At 71.9% G+C, this 21732-nt stretch carries 17 protein-coding genes and 3 tRNA genes; 1 reads left to right on the forward strand and 19 read right to left on the reverse strand.

Features of this window, described 5'->3' with window-relative positions:
- Positions 1-60: 60 nt before the first annotated feature.
- The 7 genes from JSY14_RS03265 to JSY14_RS03295 all read right to left on the reverse strand — a co-directional run bounded on the left by JSY14_RS03265 (position 61) and on the right by JSY14_RS03295 (position 2884).
- On the reverse strand, positions 61-1245 hold the full coding sequence (locus JSY14_RS03265) for a UDP-N-acetylmuramate dehydrogenase (RefSeq protein WP_259557336.1): 1185 nt from the start codon (positions 1243-1245) through the stop codon (positions 61-63).
- The gene (locus JSY14_RS03270; RefSeq protein ID WP_259557337.1) at positions 1242-1697 is read right to left on the reverse strand and encodes a MaoC family dehydratase; all 456 of its coding nucleotides are present in this window, start codon (positions 1695-1697) and stop codon (positions 1242-1244) included. Before JSY14_RS03270 ends, JSY14_RS03265 begins: the two co-directional genes overlap by 4 nt.
- Before the next feature lie 11 nt (positions 1698-1708).
- The gene (locus JSY14_RS03275) at positions 1709-2158 is read right to left on the reverse strand and encodes a MaoC family dehydratase N-terminal domain-containing protein (protein WP_259557338.1); all 450 of its coding nucleotides are present in this window, start codon (positions 2156-2158) and stop codon (positions 1709-1711) included.
- Between the two features lie 82 nt (positions 2159-2240).
- A complete protein-coding gene (gene rpmG, locus JSY14_RS03280) occupies positions 2241-2411 on the reverse strand; it encodes a 50S ribosomal protein L33 (RefSeq protein ID WP_259557339.1) in 171 nt (56 codons plus the stop codon).
- A gap of 104 nt (positions 2412-2515) precedes the next feature.
- Positions 2516-2592, reverse strand: a tRNA-Met gene (locus JSY14_RS03285).
- Between the two features lie 53 nt (positions 2593-2645).
- Positions 2646-2718: transfer RNA gene (locus tag JSY14_RS03290), tRNA-Thr, on the reverse strand.
- 84 nt (positions 2719-2802) lie between these two features.
- Positions 2803-2884, reverse strand: a tRNA-Tyr gene (locus JSY14_RS03295).
- A 270-nt stretch (positions 2885-3154) separates the two neighbouring features.
- On the opposite strand from JSY14_RS03295, the gene JSY14_RS03300 reads away from it, so the two are divergent.
- Positions 3155-3643, forward strand: coding sequence for a YajQ family cyclic di-GMP-binding protein (locus JSY14_RS03300; protein WP_259557340.1), 489 nt, complete (start codon positions 3155-3157; stop codon positions 3641-3643).
- A 114-nt stretch (positions 3644-3757) separates the two neighbouring features.
- On the opposite strand, the gene JSY14_RS03305 is transcribed toward JSY14_RS03300, so the two are convergent.
- The 12 genes from JSY14_RS03305 to JSY14_RS03370 all read right to left on the reverse strand — a co-directional run bounded on the left by JSY14_RS03305 (position 3758) and on the right by JSY14_RS03370 (position 21660).
- Complete coding sequence (locus tag JSY14_RS03305; RefSeq protein ID WP_259557341.1) at positions 3758-4030, reverse strand: hypothetical protein; 273 nt, start codon at positions 4028-4030, stop codon at positions 3758-3760.
- Positions 4031-4071: 41 nt separating this feature from the next.
- The gene (locus JSY14_RS03310; RefSeq protein ID WP_259557342.1) at positions 4072-4344 is read right to left on the reverse strand and encodes a WXG100 family type VII secretion target; all 273 of its coding nucleotides are present in this window, start codon (positions 4342-4344) and stop codon (positions 4072-4074) included.
- Positions 4345-4664: 320 nt separating this feature from the next.
- The gene (locus JSY14_RS03315; protein WP_259557343.1) at positions 4665-4940 is read right to left on the reverse strand and encodes a WXG100 family type VII secretion target; all 276 of its coding nucleotides are present in this window, start codon (positions 4938-4940) and stop codon (positions 4665-4667) included.
- 126 nt (positions 4941-5066) lie between these two features.
- Positions 5067-9530 carry a type VII secretion EssC family protein gene (locus tag JSY14_RS03320; RefSeq protein WP_259557344.1) on the reverse strand — a complete coding sequence of 1488 codons (4464 nt, stop codon included), beginning with the start codon at positions 9528-9530 and terminating at the stop codon, positions 5067-5069.
- A gap of 87 nt (positions 9531-9617) precedes the next feature.
- Positions 9618-10331, reverse strand: a complete 714-nt coding sequence (locus tag JSY14_RS03325; RefSeq protein ID WP_259557345.1) for an FHA domain-containing protein — start codon at positions 10329-10331, stop codon at positions 9618-9620.
- A gap of 45 nt (positions 10332-10376) precedes the next feature.
- The gene (locus JSY14_RS03330; RefSeq protein WP_259557346.1) at positions 10377-12059 is read right to left on the reverse strand and encodes a serine/threonine-protein kinase; all 1683 of its coding nucleotides are present in this window, start codon (positions 12057-12059) and stop codon (positions 10377-10379) included.
- Positions 12056-14407: an FHA domain-containing protein gene (locus tag JSY14_RS03335; RefSeq protein WP_259557347.1), complete on the reverse strand. Its 2352-nt coding sequence runs from the start codon at positions 14405-14407 to the stop codon at positions 12056-12058. Before JSY14_RS03335 ends, JSY14_RS03330 begins: the two co-directional genes overlap by 4 nt.
- Complete coding sequence (locus tag JSY14_RS03340) at positions 14404-15294, reverse strand: PP2C family protein-serine/threonine phosphatase (RefSeq protein WP_349773580.1); 891 nt, start codon at positions 15292-15294, stop codon at positions 14404-14406. The genes JSY14_RS03335 and JSY14_RS03340 overlap by 4 nt, the downstream gene beginning before the upstream one ends.
- Positions 15291-16976, reverse strand: a complete 1686-nt coding sequence (locus JSY14_RS12380) for an RDD family protein (RefSeq protein ID WP_285892242.1) — start codon at positions 16974-16976, stop codon at positions 15291-15293. The genes JSY14_RS03340 and JSY14_RS12380 overlap by 4 nt, the downstream gene beginning before the upstream one ends.
- A gap of 3 nt (positions 16977-16979) precedes the next feature.
- The gene (locus JSY14_RS03360) at positions 16980-19409 is read right to left on the reverse strand and encodes a transglutaminase-like domain-containing protein (RefSeq protein WP_259557348.1); all 2430 of its coding nucleotides are present in this window, start codon (positions 19407-19409) and stop codon (positions 16980-16982) included.
- On the reverse strand, positions 19406-20689 hold the full coding sequence (locus JSY14_RS03365) for a DUF58 domain-containing protein (protein ID WP_259557349.1): 1284 nt from the start codon (positions 20687-20689) through the stop codon (positions 19406-19408). The genes JSY14_RS03360 and JSY14_RS03365 overlap by 4 nt, the downstream gene beginning before the upstream one ends.
- Positions 20686-21660, reverse strand: a complete 975-nt coding sequence (locus JSY14_RS03370; RefSeq protein ID WP_259557350.1) for an AAA family ATPase — start codon at positions 21658-21660, stop codon at positions 20686-20688. Before JSY14_RS03370 ends, JSY14_RS03365 begins: the two co-directional genes overlap by 4 nt.
- Between the last annotated feature and the right edge of the window lie 72 nt (positions 21661-21732).

Here is a 21732-nt window from a genome sequence, read left to right on the forward strand (position 1 = left end):
CGGCGGTCCGTCGGGAGGCGGCGCGGTCGACCCCGTCGAGGGTCATCCTAGGCGCGCGACCTACAGATCCACTCCGAGCCTGACGGGCTCCGGCTCCAGGTGGATGCCGAAGCGGTCCTGGACTCCGGACTGCACCGTCCGGGCCAGCTCCGCGATGTCCGCGGCGGTCGCACCCCCGCGGTTCGTCAGCGCGAGGGAGTGTTTGGTGGACAGACTCGCGCGGGGGCCGACGGCGAAGCCGCGGTCGAACCCGGCGTGGCTGATCAGCCATGCGGCGCTGGTCTTCACCCGACCGTCGTCGGTGGGGAACCGGGGGGCGTCCTCGGGCAGCCGCTCGGCCTGCGCGGCGGGCAGGATCGGGTTGGTGAAGAAGGAGCCGGCGCTCCAGGTGTCGTGGTCGGCGGGGTCCAGGACCATGCCCTTGCCGGCGCGGATGCGCAGCACCTCCTCACGCAGCCGGTCCATCGGCACCCGCTGCCCCGCCTCGACGCCGAGTCGACGCGCCAACTCGGCATACCGTACGGGGGCCGAGACGGATCCGATGTGGTGCTGGAAGGTCACCGACAGCACCACCCAACGCCCGGTGGCCGACGGGGCCGCGCCCTCGAAGCGGGTGCGCTTGAAGACGCTGTCGCGGTACGCGAAGGCGCATTCGGCTGCGGTGAAGGTCCGCACCCGCTGCTCCTGGCGGTCCCAGGTGCGCACGCGGGCGATGGTCTGGGCGACCTCCTGCCCGTACGCCCCGACATTCTGGATCGGGGTGGCGCCGACGCTGCCGGGGATGCCCGACAGGGCTTCGATGCCGACCAGGTGCCGTCGCACCGCGTGCTCCACGGCCCGGTCCCACTCCACACCGGCGAAGTGCTCCACCAGGGCGCCTCCGCAGGCGGCGTCGAATGGCGCGGCGTCCGCAACCCCGGGTGCCCCCGTGGCACCGGTCGCAGGACCGGACGTCGAGGCGTCGGTCGCCATCACCCCGGCCTCCTCGAGACTGCAGGCGGTCTGGGCGCCGTCGTCCTCCAGGTCGATCCGCGGGGCGGTCCCCGGGTCCCGCACGACCACGACGGTCCCGGCGAAGGGCTCATCGGAGGCGAGGAGATTGCTGCCGCCGCCGATCACGAGCAGCGGGTCACCGGCCTCGTCGGCGCCGCGCACCGCCTCGACCAGAGTGTCCTCGTCATGGGCCTCGATCAGCGATGCTATCGGGCCACCGACGCGCAGCGTGGTGAGATCGGCGAGCCTCATGCGTCCCCCTCCGTCGTCTCCAGGCGGACGGTGGCGCGAGTGCGTCCGAGAACCTTGGTGCCGTCGAGGGTCGCCTGCAGGTCCACGCGCGCGGTGCCGGCCTCGGCGTCCAGGGCACCGATGGTGGCGACGACCTCGACCAGGGCGGCGCCCTGGGCGGGCACCGGCACCGGGCTGGTGAAGCGGGCGCCGCAGCCGAGGACGGCGCCGGGGTCACCGGCCCAGTCGACGACGACCGCCAACACCCGCCCCATGGTGAGCATGCCGTGGGCGATCACCCCGTCGAGGCCGACAGAGCGGGCGACCTCATCGTTGTAGTGGATCGGGTTGAAGTCCCCCGACGCCCCGGCGTACCGCACGAGGGTGTCACGGGTGATCTCGAGAGTGCGTCGGGCCACCTCCTGGCCGACGCGGAGATCGGCGAGGCGGGGCCGCTGGAGGGTGCTGTTCATCGGGTCTGTCCTCACTCGCCGCGCACGACGATGCTGGAGCGGACGATGGCCACGAGGCGGCCGTCGGCGTCGGTCATGTCCACCCGGGTGGTGATCATGGCGTTGCCGCCGACTGCGCGGATGGACTCGACGGTGAGTGTCGGGACGAGCCGGTCCCCCGCGACCACGGGGCGCTGGAGCTCGAAGGTCTCCTCACCGTGGACGACGCGGGAGAAATCCACTCCGGCGGCGGGATCCTCGATGTACTGCGCCTCGGTGGCCTGCGCGAGGGCGACCAGGAAGGTGGGCGGGGCGACGACGTCGGCGTACCCGGCGGCCCGGGCGGCCTCGGCATCGAGGCTCACGGGATGCGTGACACCAGTGGCCCGCGCGAACTCCGCGATCTTCACGGCGGAGACCTCCTCCGCGGGACCGGGCGGGTAGGACCGCCCCGCGAAGGACGGGTCAGGGGTGGCGCTCACGATGCCTCCTGGGAGTAGGGCGGGAACGTTGAAGGCCACTCGGGGGCATACCTCCGAGTGGCCTTCGTGTGCAGCGGACCGCTCAGCGGGTCTCGCGGTGCAGGGTCTGCTTGCCGCAGGTCGGGCAGAACTTCGACAGCTCCAGCCGATCCGGGGTGTTGCGGCGGTTCTTCTTGGTGATGTAGTTGCGGGACTTGCACTCGGTGCAGGCCATCGTGATCTTGGGCCGCACGTCGGAGCTCTTGCTCGCCACGGTTCGCCTCTTTTCCGTCCGAGGGCGCACACGGGCCGTGCGCCGGTGAATGCCCCCGGCGGGCGGGAGCGGAGGTGCATGCACGCCGACCGCGGGGGCCGGAGTGGTACCGAGGGCGGGGATCGAACCCGCGACCTCACGATTATGAGTCGTGCGCTCTGACCGTCTGAGCTACCCCGGCGTGATCGACACGACGGCCCGATCTCTCGCGAGATCGGGCCGCGCATCCATCAGAGCCCTGAAAGGGAATCGAACCCTTGACCTTCTCCTTACCATGGAGATGCTCTGCCGACTGAGCTATCAGGGCAACCCGAAGAACAGTACCGGCTACCTGCTCGAAGAGCAATTCGCCGCTCCGCTCCGGTGCCTCAGATCACATGATCCTCGGCGGTGGCAGGTGAGGGATTCGAACCCCCGTAGGCAATGCCAGCTGATTTACAGTCAGCCCCCTTTGGCCACTCGGGTAACCTGCCGGGTGCGGGATCCGGCATCCCCTCTCGAGGCCGCCGAACCGACTCAGCGAGCATACCGGCTCGCCGCGAGGAGCGCGAACCGGGGCGGGGGTCTGCCCGCATGAGGCTGATCACAGGGCCGAGTGGTGGCATCCGCCGCCGCACCACCGATCCGCCTCCCGGTATCCCGCACGCCGCGGGTGTCCGCTCGTCGGACCCCACGGGGTCCCATCCGACCGTCCGACCACCAGCGGCTCCTCCCCTGGAGCCCGACCCGAGGAGACCACACCCATGGCCGATTCGTCCTTCGACATCGTCAGCAAGCTCGACCGCCAGGAGGTCGACAACGCGGTCAACCAGGCTGCGAAGGAGGTGGCCCAGCGCTACGACTTCCGCAATGTCGACGCCAGCATCGCCCTGTCGGGCGATCAGATCGTCATGGAGGCGAACTCCGAGGAGCGAGTGCTGGCGGTGCTGGATGTGCTGCAGTCCAAGGTGCTGCGCCGTGGCCTGTCGCTCAAGAGCCTCGAGGTGGGTGATCCCAAGCAGTCCGGGAAGATCGTGCGGCTGGTCGCCGACCTCAAGGAGGGGATCTCCTCCGAGGAGGCCAAGAAGATCTCCAAGATCATCCGCGACGAGGGCCCCAAGGGTGTGAAGGCGCAGATCCAGGGTGACGAGCTGCGGGTGAGCTCCAAGAGCCGCGATGATCTGCAGGCCGTGATCGCCCTCATCAAGGGCAAGGACCTCGACACGGCGGTCCAGTTCGTCAACTACCGCTGAGGTCGAGAGGACCGACCTCCCCTGCTTACCACGACGGCCCGCCCGGAATCCCGGGCGGGCCGTCGGAGCGTTCGCGGCGGGTCGGTGTCAGGTGCCTCGATCCCGTGCGGTGCGTCAGCCGTTCTGCGAGGTGTCGTCCTGCTCGGTCGCGTGCCGCTCGAGGGTCTGACCGAAGGTGGTGAACGCCTCGACCAGCTTGGCGACATCACCGTTGACGAAAGCGCCCCAGTCCTCCTTGTAGGTGTCGGCGTCGGGACCGACCCACTGCACACCCTCCACGATCTGGGTCAGGCCCTGGATCGCCTCGCTCACTCGATCGCCGGCCTGGGTGACCTTGGTGGCAACATCGTGGCCGTCCTCAGCCACCATTCCCTGGAAGTCGTTCATGTCCGTGTCCTCTCTGGTTCGCAGGATGTCTGGTGGGTGGATCAGGCGCCGGCCGAGGAGGCCTGGCGCTGCGCCTGGGCGTTCTGGCGGGCACGCTCGGCGGTCTCACCGAGCTTGCCCTCGATGGCCTGCACGGCTGCACCGATCTGGGCCTCGAAGTCGGCCACGTACTTGTCGCGGTCCTGGCCGGTCCAGTCCAGACCGTCCACCTGGCCCTTGACCTCCGTGTAGATGGTCCGGATCTCCTGGGCCTTGTTCTCCATCTCTCCAGCCATCTTGTCGACGTCCTCGGGGACCATGCCCTTCTTCGCCATGACGCTTCCCTTCCTCTCGCGTGTCCGGTGACGGGTGTCGGGGGGCGTCCGGTGACGCCGGAACCCCGGCCCCCGGGGAGCCAGTACCGTGCCCTGTGGGCTCGATCACCGCCGTCCCGGGGTGTGCCATCACAGTAACCACGGGGGCGGAAGGGTGACCATGGGGACAACTCCCCATGTGGATCGTCCTCCCTCCACAGGGAGACGCCCGTCTGCCCACCGCACCCGCCGCCCCGCCGGCCGGGCGCCGCAGATACCACGAGCCCGGCACCGCGGTGGCGGTGCCGGGCTCGGCCAGGTGGGGCCGATCGCCCCGGGGGTCACTGCGCAGAGGTGTCTTCCTGCTGCTTGGCGTTGGACCGCGCGCTCTGCTCCAGCTCCTCGACGGCCGCCGCGATCTGCTCCAGCGCGGGGACCATCTCCCCACTCCACTGCGAGCGGAACTGATCGGCGTCGGGCCCGGTCCAGTCCACAGCGTCCAGACCCGAGGTCAGCTCATGCGAGATCCGGCGCACCTCCTCGGCGGCGGAGTTCAGCTCATCGGCCATCCGGCGCACTTCCGCCACGTTCATGCCCTGGGCGTTCATACCGCTCATGAAGGGCCTCCTCCTCGGTCTCGGCGATCGGCATCGTCACTGTATCCAGCCGACTCCCGGCTGCCCATGGGGAGAGGTCCCCATGGGGATGCCCTCTCCTCCACAGTCACCGCCGACCGCCCGCCCTCACTGCTGCGGCAGGGCGACCTGCAGCTTCAGCGCCCGCCCGGAGGCCACCAGGAAGCCGCGCCCCGGTGGGAAATCGGTGCGGCGCACGCGGCCCAGGGGCGTCCCCAGCAGGGAATCCCCCTCCATGTCACTGGGCTGCAGGATGATCCCGCGCCGGCCGGACTTGAAGGGCTGGGCGAGGGTGTACGCCTGGTTCCAGGTGGCGGCGTCGTTCTCCCCCACCACGAACTGGCCCTCCCGCACCGCGGTGCGGATCAACCGGTCCAGGTCCTTCTCCGCTTCGGTGCCGGTGAAGTCGGCGACGCCGTCGACCACGAGGGCCAGGGCGCCTTCGGGCACGCTCCCGTTCTCCAGGGTCGCGCGCAGCTCCGCCGCCAGCTGCCGCACCCGCTCCGCGTCGGAGGCCTCCACATCCCACACATCGAGCCCCGTGAGCGGGGTGGGCCGGGAGGAGAACCGGACCAGTCGCGGCGGGTTCCCGCTGCGACGCAGCGCCTGGGCGATGGTGTGGACAGTGGTGGTGCGACCCGACCCCATCGGGCCGGTGACCATGAAGGCCCCGCGTGGATCCAGGGCGATCTCCGCCAGGGTCTCGTCGGCCACCCCGATCGTCGGTCGCCCACCGACGGTGGGCTGCAGACGCGCCAGCTCCACCCGCTCCGGCAGGCGCGCGATCTCCGGCGCCTCCCCGATGCCGGCGCGGCGCATGGCCTCCGCCAGGCGGGTGACCTCCCGGGCCTGGACAGCCACGTTCGCATCCCCGCCATGCACCGCGACCTGCACCTCGTGGCCCTCGAGGATCCCGCGGCCGGGCGGGGACCCGGCGTCGAGAACGTCCTTGGCCACCCCGAAGGTGCCGTAGTCATCGGCGGAGGCCATGCGCAGGATCAACCGCCGCTGGATGGACGAACCGAGCGACGCGGGCACCGCCGAGGGGCGGTCACCCGTGACGATCACATGCACCCCGACGGGACGACCGTCGGTGGCGATCTGCACGAAGGTGGTGAACCACTTGCTCAGCGACCCCATGTCGTAGGCCTCGCGGAACGCGGCCATGCCATCCACCAGCAGCAGGATCCGGGGCTCCTCGGGTCGATCGGCGAGCTGCCGGTACTCGGTGATCGACCCGGCGCGCACCCGCGCGAACGCCTCGGCGCGCTGGTCGATGAGGGAGCGCAGCGTCCGCAGCAGGCGGACCACCCGCTCCTCGTCGTCGCCGGGGATGATCGAGCCGACATGCGGCAGCTCCTCGAGCATCCGCAGTCCCGAGGCGCCGAAGTCGAGCCCGTACACGTGCACGGGTCCGCCGCGCACCGTGCTCGCCGCGGCGATCGCCAGGGTGCGCAGCGCCGTCGACTTCCCGGAACCGCCGGTGCCGTACACCGCGAGGTTGCCGTCCCGATCCGGGTGGTAGGAGACGGTCGGCTGCTCCTGGTTCTCCGGAACATCCATCACACCCAGCAGCAGCTGCTCGTCGGTACGGCGCGTCGGCAGCTTCGCCAGGTCGTAGGCGGGGGCGAGCTCCGCCAGCCAGGGTTTGCGGGGACGCGGCACCTGGGCGGCATCGGCGGCGCGGGTGATGGTGCGCACCATGCGGGAGACGTCGTTGGGGCCGGGATCCCCGGTGTCGGCGACGACGGGAGCGGGGATGTCCCACACCTCCCCGGTGCCGAAACCGCGCTCGACGATGTCGATGCGGGCACGCTCCGGTTCGTCGGTGGTCCAGCCGCCCGCATACGCGGTCTGGAAGGTGGCGATGCGCCCCGGACCGGTCTTCGCGGCGGCGCGACCGGGGATCGACGGATCGAAGTGCGCCGCCATGGCGTCCCCGAGGATGTCCTTCGAGTCGGCCTCATCGGCCATGCGCAGTGCGATCCGCAGGTTCGTGTTCGCCCGCAGATTCTCCTTGATCACGCCCGCGGGGCGCTGCGTGGCGAGGATCAGATGCAGACCGAGGGAGCGGCCGCGGGCGGCGACGTCGACCACACCGTCGACGAACTCCGGGATCTCCTTGGCCAGGGCCGCGAACTCGTCGACGATGATGATCAGGCTGGGTGGGGCCTCCGGGTCCCCGGTGCGCTCCAGGGAGACGAGGTCCTTGGCCTTCTTCCGGTTCAGCAGGTGCTCCCGGTAGTGGAGTTCGGCTCGCAGCGATGTGAGGGCGCGGCGCACCAGGTGCGGGGACAGGTCCGTCACCAGACCCACCGCGTGCGGCAGGGCGACGCAGTCCGCGAAGGCCGCTCCCCCCTTGTAGTCCACGAACAGGAAGGTCACCCGGTCGGGACTGTGGGCGGTCGCCATGCCCATCACCCACGACTGCAGGAACTCCGACTTACCGGCACCGGTGGTGCCGCCGACGAGCGCGTGCGGGCCGTTGCGCCGCAGGTCCAGGTGGAAGGGTTCCTGTCCGTTGTGGCCGACGAGACCGCGCAGGTCGGCGTCGTGCTTGCGCCGCTGCGGGGCCGAGCCGTCGCGCGGGACCAGGGAGCCGTTCTCCCTCCAGCGGTCGATGATCACCTGCTCGTCCTCCGCCAGCTCGGTGCCGGCGAGCTTCAGGTAGCTGATGGAGCGGGGCAGGTCGGAGTCGTCGTCGATCGGCACACCCGCATCGACCACCGGCGCCAGGTGCCGGGCCACCCCGGTCGCGACCTCCACCGACACGGTCTCGACGCTGACCGGGTAGGCCCGCTCCCCCAGCCGCACATGCCCGGTGGTGGCGCCCTCGGTGTCGTTCTCCACCGCGATGTACGACCGGCAGGCGGCCGGCAGCGCCGCGCTGTTGGCCGCGCACCACAGCACGTGCACCCCGACATCCGGCCCGCGTTCGGCGATCCTCACCAGACGGGCGCGGTCCACCGGGGCGTCGTCCTCGACCACCACGACGACCTCGGGCAGCACCGGTTCGGGCGGCTCCGGCGGTTCCTCGGAGATGTCGATCGTGAGGGGCCCGCGACGCTGCGCGGGAGCCCCGCCGGAGCGCTGCTCGATGAGTTCCTCCAGGCGCGCCACCAGAGCGGTGCCGCGGTGGGGGCTGTCGGCCAGATGGTCGCCGTCGAGCGGTGAGAAGGGACTGGAGGTGTGCGGCAGCCACTTCATCCACTCCCAGCGGGGCCGGCTGGACCGTGAGGTCAGGCCGCACAGCACCACCTCTGCCGGCGAGTGCAGCGCCACCACCTGCATCACCAGCCCCCGGGCGACACCCTCCGCTCCCTGCCCGCTGCCGGCGATGCCGAGGTTCCCGGCGGTGCGCAGGTCCGCGACGATCGGCACACCCGCGATCAGGCGGTACTCCTCGTGGAAGTCCTGCAGCTGATCCCAGTACTCCGCGATGGCGTCGTTCTCCGACGGCATCTCGATGCCGACCCGCGACTCCGCCACCCCGAGACCCAGGCGCAGGGTCGCGAAGGCGTGATGTTCGGGCCGGTGGGTCCACAGCAGCCGCCCCAGGCGGAACGCGGAGTCGACGACATCCGCCACCGAGGGCGTCTCCACCAGCCGCACCGCGCGCTCCAGATCCTGGGCGGCACTGACACGACGTTTCAGTGAGGCCATGGAGTCCTGGAAGCGCCGGATCTCGCGTTCCAGCTGTTTGCGCTGCTGGAAGTGCCGATTGAGGTATCCGGCCGTGGCCATCAGCGGCATCATCACCACGAACATCAGCGCATACGGGCTGCGGGTGATGCTGAACATGAGCGCGCCCATGATCAGCGGCGCGACCATCATGAAGATCGGGAAGAACTGCGGGGCGGGTTCCTTCGGCGGCACCGGCGCCGGCATCGGCCGGTACGGGAAGCGGGGCACCACGCGCGGCGACCGGTTGAACTCCACCACCGGGGACGAGGGCGCCGCCCCGCCGAGGCGGTGCAGCAGCACCACCGCGAAGGTGGTGCCACCGATGCGCACCGTGTCGGCGGGCCCCAGGGCGGCACGCTGCACCCGCTCCCCCGCGATCTCCACCCCGTGGGTGGAGCGGATGTCGACCACCTCCACCACGTCGGTGACGTTGATGCGGGCGTGGCGCTGCGACAGTTCGGGATCGGCGATGCGCACATCCGCCTCGGGGGCCCGGCCGATCACGGAGGAACCGCTGGGAAGAGGGAACTCCCGCCCCGCTGCGGGTCCGGACAGCACCCGCAGCAGCGCGACAGCGGGGCCGCGCCCCTCTCCCCCCGCGGTGAACCGTTCACCGGAGCGGGCGATCGAGATGATGCTGCCGGATCGCAGACCGGCTTCGATGAGGTCCGCATCACGGTCGAGGCTGCGCACCCCGCGCGCCCCCTCACCGGCCCCGGGATCCTGCACCTGCAGGGTGAGTCCCTCGGGGGCCTCGGTGCGGCGCCGCATCGGGTCGGCGAGGTACAGCGCCGAGGCGACATCCCCCACGGTGGCGGTGGCATCGGCGGTGACCTCGAGGTCGGTCAACCGGTCCTCGGGGCGGCGCAGGGTCAGCTTGATGCGCATGCGGGTGTTCTCCGGGCGGGGCGGGGGCGGTCGGGATCAGTGCTCATGGTGCTCATGGGGCCGGGGTCGATGGGCCGCGGCCGGGGATCAGTCGTCGTCGTTCTCCTGCGCGGAACTGTCCAGCAGGGGCAGGTCCTCCGCCGTCACCAGGCGGGAGAACACCGCGTGCTCGACGAGCCGGGCGCGACGATTGCTGGCGAGCTTGCCGGGCCCACCGCGCAGTCCCCGCACCCCCATGCGATCGAGTTTGTCGCAGACGTTGTCGAGCTTGCGGTTGAACTTCGTGCGGGGCCAGCCGAGGCGCTCGGCGGCCTGGGCGGAGGTCGGGACGGCGCTCATCCCCGTGCCCTCCCGCAGCAGCATCGGCTCGGCGAGCGCCAGGATCAGCAGTTTCTGACTGAGGGTGAGCGGCACCGCCCCGACCGTGGAGTCCCCGGCGGGCTGGTCCTCGCTGGGGATCGGCTGGAACTGGGCGGACTCCGCGTGGATCGCAAGGTCGTAGGTGGTGGGGCCTGCGGTGAACACCACCCGGGTCTCGGGGAACACCAGGGGGATGCGTGCCTCCGGTGCGAGCCACGCCTGCATGGTGCCGTCGGCGTCGGTGACGGTGGCGGACAGCCGGCTGCCGATGTTCACCAGCCACCACATGCTCTCGACCTGCACGACGGTGAGGAAGCGGCGGTGGAGGAACTGGTTGTCAGCGTCGATACTCAGGTCGGCGTCCCGTCCGATGACGAGCTCGTCACCGGGGTCGACCCGGTACCACTCGCCGCAGTACTCCACGGTGATGCTCGACGCCACGCTGGCTCCTTCTGCACTCGGGCGGGGATGCCGCCCCGGATGCGCTCACCCGACGGTGAGGCACGTCTCCTGGGGGTCGCTGGACTGGCCGTCCTCCGTCACGACGGTGGCGTCGAGGCAGACGGAGGAGATACCGGATGGTTGCTCGATCACCATCGCACGGCGTCCCCTCACCGGCTCCAGGTTCTCGAACCGGTCGTACCCCTCAGGCAGGTCCTGCCACGCCAGCTGCACCGCATCGGTCTCCCGGAAGTCGGTCGCCGGGGTCCATTCCACCAGGATCAGCGCCGGGTCCACGCCCTCCTGCGGCCGGATCTGGGTGAGCTGCAGGTCGGACACCGCTGCGGGCTGTCGCCCGATGAGGATCGGGCCGCGGTCGTCCCCGGTGCCGGTGTCGGCCTCGGGCAGCAGGGTGCGGGCCGAGAGCACGGAGCCGGTGGCCACGGCACCCACCAGCAGCACCGCGGCGAGGAGTCCGACCCAGGCGGGCAGACGACGACGGGGGCGCGATTCCCCCGGCGGAGCCGCGGGATCGGCATCGGTCGGCGACGCCCCACCGTCGTGGCGGCGCGGGGCGGTCGCGACACCCTCGGCGCCCGCGGCCTGGGGGCCGGCCGCGAGGCTGCCAGCCCCTGGGGAGGTGTGCTCGGTGGCGACGGTGCGGGTGCCGCTCACGGTGGGGCGGGAGAACTCCAGGGCCGGCGCCACCCCGGCGAAGGGATCGTCCTCCATCCCTCCCCCGCTGGTGCCGTCCGGCAGGGTGAGGGCGCGGATGCGGGTGTGCTGCTCGAGCTCGTCGGCGGGCCCCTCCCCCGGTTCGGCATCGTCACCGGTCTGAAGGGTGCCGAGCCGTTCGTCCAGGACGTCCACCGCGGTGACCGGCAGCGCGAGCATCCGCTCGATCTGCTGCAGCGCGCGACCCAGCGTCAGAGCAGAGGAGTACCGACCCATCGGGTCCTTCGCCATGGCCGTGGACAGCACCCGCATCAGTTCCGCCGGCACGTCCGGGCGGTTGATCGGAGGCACCGGTTCGGTGGCGATGCGGCGCATCAACTCGGAGACGCTGTTGCGTCCGCCGGGTTCCTCGAACGGGGTGCGGCCGGCCAGCAGGGAGTACAGCGTGGCCCCGAGGGAGAAGACATCACTGCGGACATCGGCGGTGGGCGGGTCGGAGAAGTACTCCGGGGGCGCCCAGGGCACCGACAGACCGGCGTTCTCGGCGGCCTCCGGGGTGGCGGTGGTGGCGATGGAGATGCCGAAATCCGTGAGCGCCGGACGACGGTACTCGGTGACCAGGATGTTCGCCGGCTTGATGTCGCGATGGAGGATGCCGGCACGGTGGGCGGTCTCCACCGCTCCGGCGAGCTGCACCCCCGTGCGCAGCACCTCCGCGACGGAGATGCGTTCCCGGCGGAACCGGACCCCGTAGTTGGGGTGGGGGCAGTACTCCATGACGATGTACGGCCGACCGTCGGGGGCGACATCCGCGTGGTGGATCGTCACGATCGACGGGTGGGTGGAGACCGCGGCCATGGTGTCGGCCTCGGCGTCGAACTGGCTGCGCACGGCGGCATCCGAGGTGTCGGCCAGCAGCACCTTGATCGCGACCCGACGTTGGGGCCGCTCCTGCCGATACAGGAACACGTCGGCGAACCCGCCGGATCCCAGCAGCGATTCGTAGTGGTACCCGGTGAGCTCGGGGGCCGGAGCCGGTGGACGTCGGGTCATCGGGAGCTCCTCAGTCGCAGGCGCACCCCGTCGCCGAGGTCGAGCTCATCCCCGGGCCGCATGGCGACGGGCTCATGGGCGCGCAGGCGGATCACCGGTCCGCGGTAGCGGTACAGATGCGTGCCGTTGGTCGTGGCGAGGTCGGTGACCATCACGTACCACCCCTCGAGGGTGAACGCGATGTGGGAGCGGGAGACATCCTGCTGCGGGCTGGGGACGGTGACCAGCCGGGGGACCTCTCCCTCGGCGACGCGGGAGGCACGCGGCCGTCGCCCGACGACGGCGCTGCGGTCGAGCGGGAAGCTGCCGCCGGTGGAGATCTCCACGACGCCCAGCGGGGGGCGGCGCACCGGCCCGGGGGCGCCCCCGAGCGGTTGCGCGCAGACCTGGCAGGCCGTCAGTTCCGGGGGATTCGGGTGCCCCTGGGCGCACAGCAGGCCTGTGACCAGGACCTCCGGGGCCCCGGTCGCGTCCTGGGGGGAGGCTCCCGCCATCCCCCGGCCCTCGAGAGGACCGAGGGTGTGGTCGGCGCTGAGGTGGGTCGACGCGCGCTCCCGCGCGGCGGGCGGCGCGGCCTGCCCGGCCGGGGAGGACGCGGCGGGTTGAGCGGGCTGCGCGGCGGGGGCGGGCGGGGAGGTGGGAACCGGACGCCGCGATGGGGCGGCCGGGCGGTCCGCGAAGGAATCACGCCGGGAGGGGGGTTCGACCCGCGGCGCGGAGGCGCGACGGACCCCCGGTACCCAGTCGATGAGGGGAGGTGCCGGCGGCGTCACAGGCGAGGCGGGCGCGGGGACGGCGACCGACTCCGCGGACGGCGCGGCATCGGGGGTATCGGAGGCGCCACCATCAGCAGTCTCCTCCGCGGTGGTCTCCCGCTCCGGGGTGTCCTCCTCCGACGAGCGCCGCACGGCCGCATCCTCGATGCGTCGGGCGATCGTCTGGCCGAACAGGTCGTCGTAGGCACCCGCAGCGGAGGGCGATGCCGAGGGCTGCGGAACAGGTGAGGCAGGCGCGGCGGCGGTCTCCGTCTCCGGCACGGGGACCCGGTGCGGGCCGGCCCCGGCACCGGATCTGCTGAGGATCGTGTCCTCCTCCGGCAGCGCGGGATCGGCACGACCTGCCAGGCCATCGGCCGGGGGCGAGTCGGGCGACGGGGACGGCGGCGACGACGTCCCCGAGGACGACGTCGGCGACGTCTCCGCAGCCGGTGCCTGGGGGTGCACGGGGTCGGCGGTGTCCTCGCGGAAACTCGCAGGATCCACGGTGGCGTCCTCGGGCAGGGTCCCCTGGGTGTCTCCCGCGGACCCCGGGGTCTCGGGGCCATGGTCCGTCTGGGCCGTGCGGGCCAGGATGTCGAAGAGGCTGGCCCGCCGCCGGGCGGGCTGCGTCGGCCCCGGCTCGGACTGCGATGCCTCGGGCTTCGGGCTCCGCGGCGACTCGACGGGACGCGACTCGGACGCCGCAACGGGCTCCGCGGGACGCGACTCGGACGCCGCAACGGGCTCCGCGGGACGCGACTCGGGCGCCGCAACGGGATCGTCGACGGACGACGTCGGAGTCGCCGGGCGCGAGGAGAACAACCCTGCGAACACGCTCGGAGCCGCCGGTTCCGGGGCCGTTGCGGATGGCGCTGTGGAGGGCCCACCGGGTGGTGCTGACGGGGCAGTCGTGGCGGTCGCCGTCGCGGCCGTCGGGCGCGGCGCCGTCGGGGCGGGGGCCCCGGCGGCGGGTTCTGACGGCGCCGGGGTCGGCGGAGGCGGAGCGTCGGGGTCGGTGATCGCCCCGCCGTCCTCAGCGACGCGGCGAGCGAGCTCGGAGCGTTGGTCGGCAGTGAGGCTGCTCGGTTCCACGACCATCCGCGCGAAACCGCGGACCCGGCACATGCCCTCCACGGTCCGCAGGGTCCCGGGGCCGCCCTCTGCGGGCAACGACCCGAAGGCGATCCGCCAGACGGCGGGGATCGTCTCGACCCGCCCCGCACCGTCGTCTCCGGCGCGGACGATCACGCGGCCCTCGGGGCTGTCCACGGCGAGCACCGAACTGCCGGCGACCAGCAGCACCGCGGAACCGTCATGCTCGACACCGCACAGAATCGGTGGCAGGCTCCCGGCATCCTCCGCTCCGGTGGCGTCGACCACGGCGGTCAGCAGCCCATCCGGGTCGCTCGGCAGGTCGACGAGAGCGTCCCACATCGTGTCGATCAGGGATTTCGGCGCGGCGGGCACGAGCAGGGCCCAGGCGACACCGCGGGAGATCAACGTGGCCGGGCCCGGGTGCACCCAGGTCCCGACGCCGAACAGGGCGGGGGCGTCGGCTGGTTCCGCAGAGTCCGTGCGCTCCTCGTTCATCGGTCACCCGCCTGCTGCACACGCACCCGCGGAGCGGTGTCGTGCATCCGCGGCGCGGTGTCCTCGCTCCGGTGGGCACCACGGGGGGCGGTGTCCTCCGCCGCCGGGTCACCGCACCTCACGGCGAGCGCTTCGACCACGATCAGGGAGACGTTGTCGCGGGCCCCGGCGTCGAGGGCCTGCTCCAGCAGGTCCGCGCAGGCAGACTCCACATCGACGGCCTCGCGCAGCACCTGTTCGATCCGGTCATCGGGAACCTCTCCGCTCAACCCGTCGGAGCACACCAGCAGGCGGTCGCCGGCCTCGGCCGGGATCAGCCAGAAGTCGGGATCGGGGTCGGACCCGGCCCCCAGGGCGCGGGTGATCACGTGCCGCTGGGGATGCACCCGGGCGGTGGCCTCGTCGATCTCCCCGCGGTCCAGCAACTCCTGCACGAAGGAGTGATCCACGCTGACCTGCTCGAACACATCGGCGCCGGCGCGGTAGACGCGCGAGTCTCCGAGGTTCAGGACGATCCAGTACGCGGAACCGTCGACCTCGCTGATCGCGGCCGCCGCGACCGTGGTGCCCGCTCCCCGGTACCCGGCACCGTGATGCCCGGCGCTGAGCGCGCGGATGCGGTCCCCCGCCCTCTCGAGGGCCTCGGCCAGTTGCGGCACCCCGACTGTCGCACGGCCGGCGAGCGTTCCGAACTCCTCGACGACGATCGCGCTGGCGACCTCCCCGGCATCATGACCTCCCATGCCGTCGGCGACGACGAACACCGGGGGCGCGGCCAGCAGGGAATCCTCGTTGCCGGCACGGACCAGGCCGACGTCGCTGCGTGACGCGACGGCGACCTCGATCGGTGAACGCCCTGTCGGTCCCATCGTCTCCCGTCCGCTCACGGGACGAGCTCCACATGCAGCGTCCGGTCGCCCATGGCGAGGTCTGCGAACGCACCGATGGGGCGGGACTCCCCCGCGGCGAGCGGCTCCCGCTCCCCTTCGGCGGTCAGGACCTCCGACCCGTTCGTCGAGCCCAGATCGGTCACGACCAGTCCCTCACCGTCGCGACTCACCCGCAGATGGGTCTTGGAGACGGAGCGGGTGGAGTCCTGGAGCACGAAGGGGACCTCCTCGGGGTCGGTGCGGGGGTTCCGGCCGACGACGACATGCGCGGCGGAGATGGTGATCTCCGCGCCGTCGTCGAAACGAAGTCGCAGGCGGGGCGTCGTGGCCGGCGCTGCAAGGCGAGTGGATTCGGTGTCCTCCTCGTCGGCCGGGTCCAGCATCCGCAGTCGGGTCTCCTCCGTCGCGATCGGCGGGGCGGCCTCACGGGCTCCCCGGTCGGCACGACGGCCGTGGACCGGCCGGGGTGACGGTGATCGGGGCGCGGAGGGCAGGGGCTCCGGTTCCGGGACCGGCGCAACCGGCGACGGAACGGGCACGGGCTCCGGTTCCGGGACCGGCGCATCCGGCGACGGAACGGGCAGCGGCTCCGGTTCCGGGACCGGTGCGACCGGCGACGGAACGGGTACGGGCTCCACCGCGGTCTGCGCGGTCTCGGGCCGCCACGCCAGGTGTTCCGGCTGCGGGGGCCGCGAGGTGGTGGCGTCGGGCCGCGGCCCCTGTGTCCAGGGGCTGCCCGGCTGCGCCATGAGGTTGTCGTGGGCGGAGATCTCCACCTGCGGGGCCGGGAGGAAGTGCTCGGCGGGTGGACGCTCATAGTCGTCCACCGGGTTCGTCGGGTCCTCGCCCTTCCGCAGATCCGCGACGTAGGAGCCGACCGCGAGATCATGCCAGCCGCGGTGCAGACGGCGCGGGTCGATGAGGGTCGAGAGCCCGGCGAGGACTCCCAGCACGCCCTTCAGCAGCAACCGCAGAAACGCCCGCCCGACACCCAGAGCGGCGCCATCGACGGCGCGGACGACCCGCAGCCGCAGCGCCCGATGCCCGGGGGTGGCGGCACGGGTGCCGAGCATCCACGACATGAGCAGTAGGAGCACCACCGGCAGCACCGACCCGATGCCGACCAGGATCAACCCGAGCGTCGGCGAACGCTGAGCAAGGAGCAGCCCGAGCCCGATCCCCAAGGGCACGGACGCGAGCACCGCCAGGGCGCCGTCGAGGAGGGCGGCGAGGGTCCGTCGGCCGAGACCGGCCGGGACGGTGCGGCGCAGAGCGGCCGAGAGGTCCTCCGGGCGGGGCCCGTCCCCGTCCTCTCCGGCGTCCCCGAGCGGGCGTCCACGGCGCAGCTCTCCGCCGACCACACCGTCCTCAGGCACGGAGAGGGGGCCGTCCGCGGGCACGGAGCCCGAGGAACCGCCGGTCGTGGAGGGTGGGGGCACGGCCGGGACGGGGCTGGAGGCTCCCAGCAGCTCGATCCCCGTCTCCTCACCGTCACCGGCCTGCGGAGCGGAGGCGTCGGAACGTCGGACCGGGGCAGGGGACCATGCCGCCGGTCGCTCAGCACCGCGCACCGCTGCCGCCGAATCCTGGTAGCGCGCGCCGCATTCCCCACACAGCACCGCGCCCTCGGGCAGCAGTGCTCCGCAGGTGGAGCAGTAGCGGGGGGTGGGCCACTGCATGCGTCAGCCGTCCTTCCGTGCACGTCGGGCCTGCCGGGCGGACTGGCGTCGTCGGCGGCGCAGCTGCCGACGCTGCGTACCACCGCTGCGCAAGGAGCGCCACGAGATCGCCGCTCGCCACCGGCGATGCCAGGGCAGGGGTCCGGCCATGCTACGTCGGGCGGCCATGGCTCGGTCCCATGCCTGCTGGGCCTGTGGATCGTCGAGGTCGTCCGGACCGAAGACGGCACGGTCCACGATCTGCGCCACAGGCAGGATCTCCGCTGACGGGTACCGGTCCTGCAGCACGCGGGCGGTCTCCTCGCGGGTGGCGGTCGGATCCAGGCGGCCACCGAGGTCTGTGTGCCGATCGAGGATCTCCTGCCACCCCCCGTGGAGCATCCCGGCGGTGTCGGGCCGCCGGTGGCGTCGACGTCGCCGCAGCGCCTTCAGAGTCAGCACCGTGAGGACCACCGCCAGGGCCAACAGCAGCGGGGAGGCGGCCGCCCAGGCGAGGTACACCGCCCAGGAGCGGGCCTCCTCCGGCACCTCGTTCTCCTGCGGCCGGTCGTTCGAGATCGCCCCCGGCGGCAGCGTGGGTGGTTCCGCCGGTGGAGGCGGGGGCTGCGCCACGTTCGGTTGCGGGTCCTCGACCGGCTCCTCCTGGGGCTGGGTGGGGGTGTTCTCATCGTCCGGGGTGACGTCGAAACGCACCCAGCGCCCGTCCTCCACCGCGACCTCCACCCATGCGGTGACGTCCGCGCCGGTGATCTGCACCGAACCGGAGGCCCCCTCCGGCACCTGGAACCCGACGACGGCGCGGGCGGGGATGTCCAGGGACCGCAGCATCACCGCGATCAACGCGGCGAACTGCTCCTCGTCACCGATCAGACCGGTCGGGGTGGCCGCCGGATCGTCCGGGTCCAGACCGGTCTCCTCCAGCATGTCCAGCAGGCGCTTGGCACTGTGACCCGACGGGGAGGGGGCCTCATCACGCTCGATGCCATGGGAGTAGGTGGCGTTCTGCTTCAGCACCGTCACCATGTTCTGGACGCGCTGCAGGTCCGGCCCGTCACCGGCCCACTGCTCGGCGAGCTCCTCCAGTTTCGGGTCCAGGGGAACGTTCGCCGGCAGGGCGACGTCCGCGAATCGCAGCCGTTCGCGCTCCGCGGCGGTCGGTGCCCGGTACGGCTCCCACACCAGGCGGTACTGTTCGCCGCCGCGGAGTTCCTCAGCACTGGCGGCGGTCTGGGTGGCGTCGTTCAACACCAGGGAGTCCCGCAGCTCCGTCGACCCGCTCTCCACCGTCAACCGGTTGGTGCGCTCCCCCAGGGTGGGCACCCAGGGGCCGCGGTAGGCGGCGACGGAGAGCGTGGAGGTGCGGGCCGCCGCCGACGGCTTCGCCAGGTCCACCCCGTCGGCCATCCGCAGGAACGCTCCGCTGGGGGATGCCTCGTCCTGGCCTCCGGCGACGTTGTACGCGTTGCCGTCGTACTGGTCCATGGTGGCCAGGCGGATGAGCTCCTTGGGTTCGACACCGTCGACGGTGAAGAGCACCTGATCCTTCTGCGTCTTCGTGTAGTAGCGGAAGTCCGACAGCGGGGAGACGTACCGATGCTGGTCGAACGGCGGAACCACCTGATCCCGCAGGGCGTAGCGGGCCTCGGCCTCGCTCGGTTCCAGCAGGGGCCGCGCCAGGAGGGCGCCTCCGAGGGCCAGCAGGATGATGAGGGAACCACCGATGACACGCCGCCGCAGCAGCGGGTTGCTCCAGGACCCTGCGGAGGCGGATTCCGCGATCACAGTGGAGCGGGAGGTCTCGATCCGCCCACTCTCGTAGCGCCACGTCAACCAGGCCAGCGACACCGCGGCGAGCGCCAGTCCGCGCAGCATGCCGAAGGGGGTCTCGAGGGTGCCGAACACCACCGCGACCACGCTCACCAGCAATGCGGTGAGCCACGCCGCCAGGTACTGCCGGGTACGCAGCACCAGGGAGAATGCCACGGTTCCGAGCAGGAGCGTGCTCAGCCACACCACACCCAACACGTTCTGGCTGGTGCCCACCGGTGGCGCGATGGTCAGCATCGTGCGCCACGTCGTGACAGGTGTGCGCAGCAGCTCCAGCAGGGCCGATGGCGTGGGGAGCACCCCGGCGAGGGCCCGCCCCGGCACCACCAGGGCGGCTCCGAGCAGCAGGTGGGCGATCAGCAGCAGCAGGGCGATGCGCAGAGGACCCCAGTGCCACCGTTGCCCCAGCAGGGAGGCTCCGAGGGCGACGCACAGGGCGACACCACCGGTCAGCAGGTAGTACGGGGTGCCATACGCCTCGTGGAAACCGAGGATCCCGAGGAGCAGCAGCAAGGACACCGCGGTGGCATCCAGCAGGCGGCGGCGCCGCAGGGCCCCGTCGCGGCGGTCGGCGGCGGCCCGGTCGGGGGTGACGGCGGTGCTCATGCGCTCACCGCCCTCAGCCCGCGCGGGAGGTCCTGGAGACGCCCGACGGTGACCAGGTGCAGGTCACCGAGGCGGGAGCGGCGCAGCTCGGCTCCGTCCTCACAGCGCACGGCGACGGCGAGCAGACCCGGTGGCAGCTGTCGCGCAGCGGAGTTCAGCTCTCGCGGGGTGGCGGCGGCCCCGACCACGAGGAACACCGCCGATGCGGTGGGGGCGCCGTCGGCGGCGCGGCGACCGAGTTCGTGCAGCGGATGCCGTCCGGTACGGGCCTCCAGCAGGGTGTAGTCGTCGAGGAGGTGTCGCGGGGAGACGCTGGACTCGCGGCCGTCGATCGACAGGGCCGTCAGCTCCTTCTCCTCCCGCAGAGTCTGCACTCCCAGCGACGCCGCGGCGGAGATCGCCAGTTCGAATTCGTCGGCGCTGGTGAACCGGTCCCGTGCATTGTCCAGGGCCACCACCACGTGCGACCGGCGGGTCTCCTCGAACTGCCGCACCATCAGCTGCCCGGTGCGGGCGGTGGTGCGCCAGTGCACGTGCCGCAGATCGTCCCCGGGCACGTAGTCCCGCAGCGCGTGGAAGGCGATGTCGGAGGAGGACAGGTCGGAGCTCGGCGTGCCCTCCAGGTCACGCAGGTACCCGCTGGCGGCGTCGTCCAGACGGACCGTGCGCGGATGCACATACACCTCCTGGGCCGCGGTCCACCGGACCTGCCGGCGCATCAGCGACAGCGGGTCATCCCGCACGGAACGGATCGGCCCGACGGTCAGCACGGTGCGGCGCCGGGTGGGGATGGCGAAGGGTTCCTCGTGGGTGGCGTCCGGGGCCAGGCGCGGCACCAGGAACTGCGCCGAGGAGGGGCCGACGACGAGCTCCACCCGGGACGCGAGCAGTGGCCTCTTGGTGGGGTTGGTGACGTCGACCTGTCCGAAGGCCCGCTCCCCTGCGACGACCCGGTGGCCGGTGAGGTTCAGATCGATCGCGTACGCCGGCTTGGTGAGGATGAACAGCGCCGCGACCAGCAGCACGATGGTGAGGACGGCCGCAAGCACCGCGAGCTCGGTGACGTGCAGCAGCAGACCCAGGGCCCAGGCGAGCGCCGCCACCAGCACCACCGCCCACCCCCAGGGGCTGATGATGTCGAGCACGGGACGCACCCGGTGCTGGGCCCACCGCCGCGTCGCGACCGCACCGGTGCGAGCGCCGCGCCAAGCAGTCGACCCGGCGCCGCGCAACCGGGCAGCGGCTGCTGGGGGGCGGGCCTCGGCGGACGGTGCGCTCATGCCGAGGCGGTGCGGGCCTGCGGCGGCGCGACCTCGGCGACGATGCGGCTCATGACCCCTGCCGCCGTGGCCCCGGAGAACTCGGCCTCCGGGTCGAGCACGAAGCGATGCAGCCACACCGGCTCCACCAGGTCCTTCACGTCATCGGGGATCACGTAGTGGCGTCCGTGGGCGGCCGCCCAGACGCACACCGCGCGCACCAGCGCCAGCGCACCGCGCACGGAGACACCCACCCGCACCTCGGGGGCGATGCGGGTCTCCTCCATGAGGCGGGAGATGTAGTCGAGCACCGCCGGATCGACGTGCACTGTCGAGGCGAGGGTGGACATGTCCGCGACGGCCTGGGTGGAGATGCGGGGCGTCAGGGCGGCGGAGCGGTCGCGTGTGGCGGCTCCCTGCAGGATCTGCACCGTCGAGGCGTGGTCCGGATATCCCAGCGACGTCTTGATGAGGAAGCGATCGAGCTGCGCCTCCGGCAGGCGATAGGTACCGGCCTGCTCGATCGGGTTCTGAGTGGCGATCACGAGGAACGGGGCGGGCACCTCATGGCTGACACCGTCGACGGTGACACGACCCTCCTCCATCACCTCCAGAAGCGCGGACTGCGTCTTCGGGGAGGCGCGGTTGATTTCGTCGGCCAGCACGACGTTCGCGAAGACGGGGCCCTCATGGAACTCGAACTTCCGCTCGGACTGGTCGTAGATCGTCACGCCGGTGACGTCGGAGGGCAACAGGTCCGGGGTGAACTGGATGCGGGAGGAGGACCCCTGGACGGTCGCGGCGAGCGCCCGCGCCAGCGAGGTCTTGCCGGTGCCGGGGACATCCTCCAGCAGCACATGGCCGGGAGCCAGCATGGCGGTGAGCACCAGGCGCACCACGTCGTCCTTGCCGAGAACGGCCTCACCGATGCTCTGCACCAGGGTGTCGAAGGTCTCGGAGAACCAGCGGGCCTGCTCCGGGGTCATGGACATGTCTGGGGGTCTCGCTTTCGAGGGTCTGCCATTGCGGGGGGGATCGTGAAGGGTCGGTGCTGGCGGTCCAGT

This window comes from Brachybacterium sillae (genome assembly GCF_025028335.1).
GTDB lineage: Bacteria > Actinomycetota > Actinomycetes > Actinomycetales > Dermabacteraceae > Brachybacterium > Brachybacterium sillae.

Excerpts from the sequence above, each read along its gene's own strand:
- JSY14_RS03265 (WP_259557336.1), bottom strand. The coding sequence starts at position 1,245 with ATGAGGCTCGCCGATCTCACCACGCTGCGCGTCGGTGGCCCGATAGCA.
- JSY14_RS03270 (WP_259557337.1), bottom strand. The coding sequence starts at position 1,697 with ATGAACAGCACCCTCCAGCGGCCCCGCCTCGCCGATCTCCGCGTCGGC.
- JSY14_RS03300 (WP_259557340.1), top strand. The coding sequence starts at position 3,155 with ATGGCCGATTCGTCCTTCGACATCGTCAGCAAGCTCGACCGCCAGGAG.
- JSY14_RS03305 (WP_259557341.1), bottom strand. The coding sequence starts at position 4,030 with ATGAACGACTTCCAGGGAATGGTGGCTGAGGACGGCCACGATGTTGCC.
- JSY14_RS03310 (WP_259557342.1), bottom strand. The coding sequence starts at position 4,344 with ATGGCGAAGAAGGGCATGGTCCCCGAGGACGTCGACAAGATGGCTGGA.
- JSY14_RS03315 (WP_259557343.1), bottom strand. The coding sequence starts at position 4,940 with ATGAGCGGTATGAACGCCCAGGGCATGAACGTGGCGGAAGTGCGCCGG.
- JSY14_RS03320 (WP_259557344.1), bottom strand. The coding sequence starts at position 9,530 with ATGCGCATCAAGCTGACCCTGCGCCGCCCCGAGGACCGGTTGACCGAC.
- JSY14_RS03330 (WP_259557346.1), bottom strand. The coding sequence starts at position 12,059 with ATGACCCGACGTCCACCGGCTCCGGCCCCCGAGCTCACCGGGTACCAC.
- JSY14_RS03335 (WP_259557347.1), bottom strand. The coding sequence starts at position 14,407 with ATGAACGAGGAGCGCACGGACTCTGCGGAACCAGCCGACGCCCCCGCC.
- JSY14_RS12380 (WP_285892242.1), bottom strand. The coding sequence starts at position 16,976 with ATGCAGTGGCCCACCCCCCGCTACTGCTCCACCTGCGGAGCACTGCTG.
- JSY14_RS03360 (WP_259557348.1), bottom strand. The coding sequence starts at position 19,409 with ATGAGCACCGCCGTCACCCCCGACCGGGCCGCCGCCGACCGCCGCGAC.
- JSY14_RS03365 (WP_259557349.1), bottom strand. The coding sequence starts at position 20,689 with ATGAGCGCACCGTCCGCCGAGGCCCGCCCCCCAGCAGCCGCTGCCCGG.
- JSY14_RS03370 (WP_259557350.1), bottom strand. The coding sequence starts at position 21,660 with ATGTCCATGACCCCGGAGCAGGCCCGCTGGTTCTCCGAGACCTTCGAC.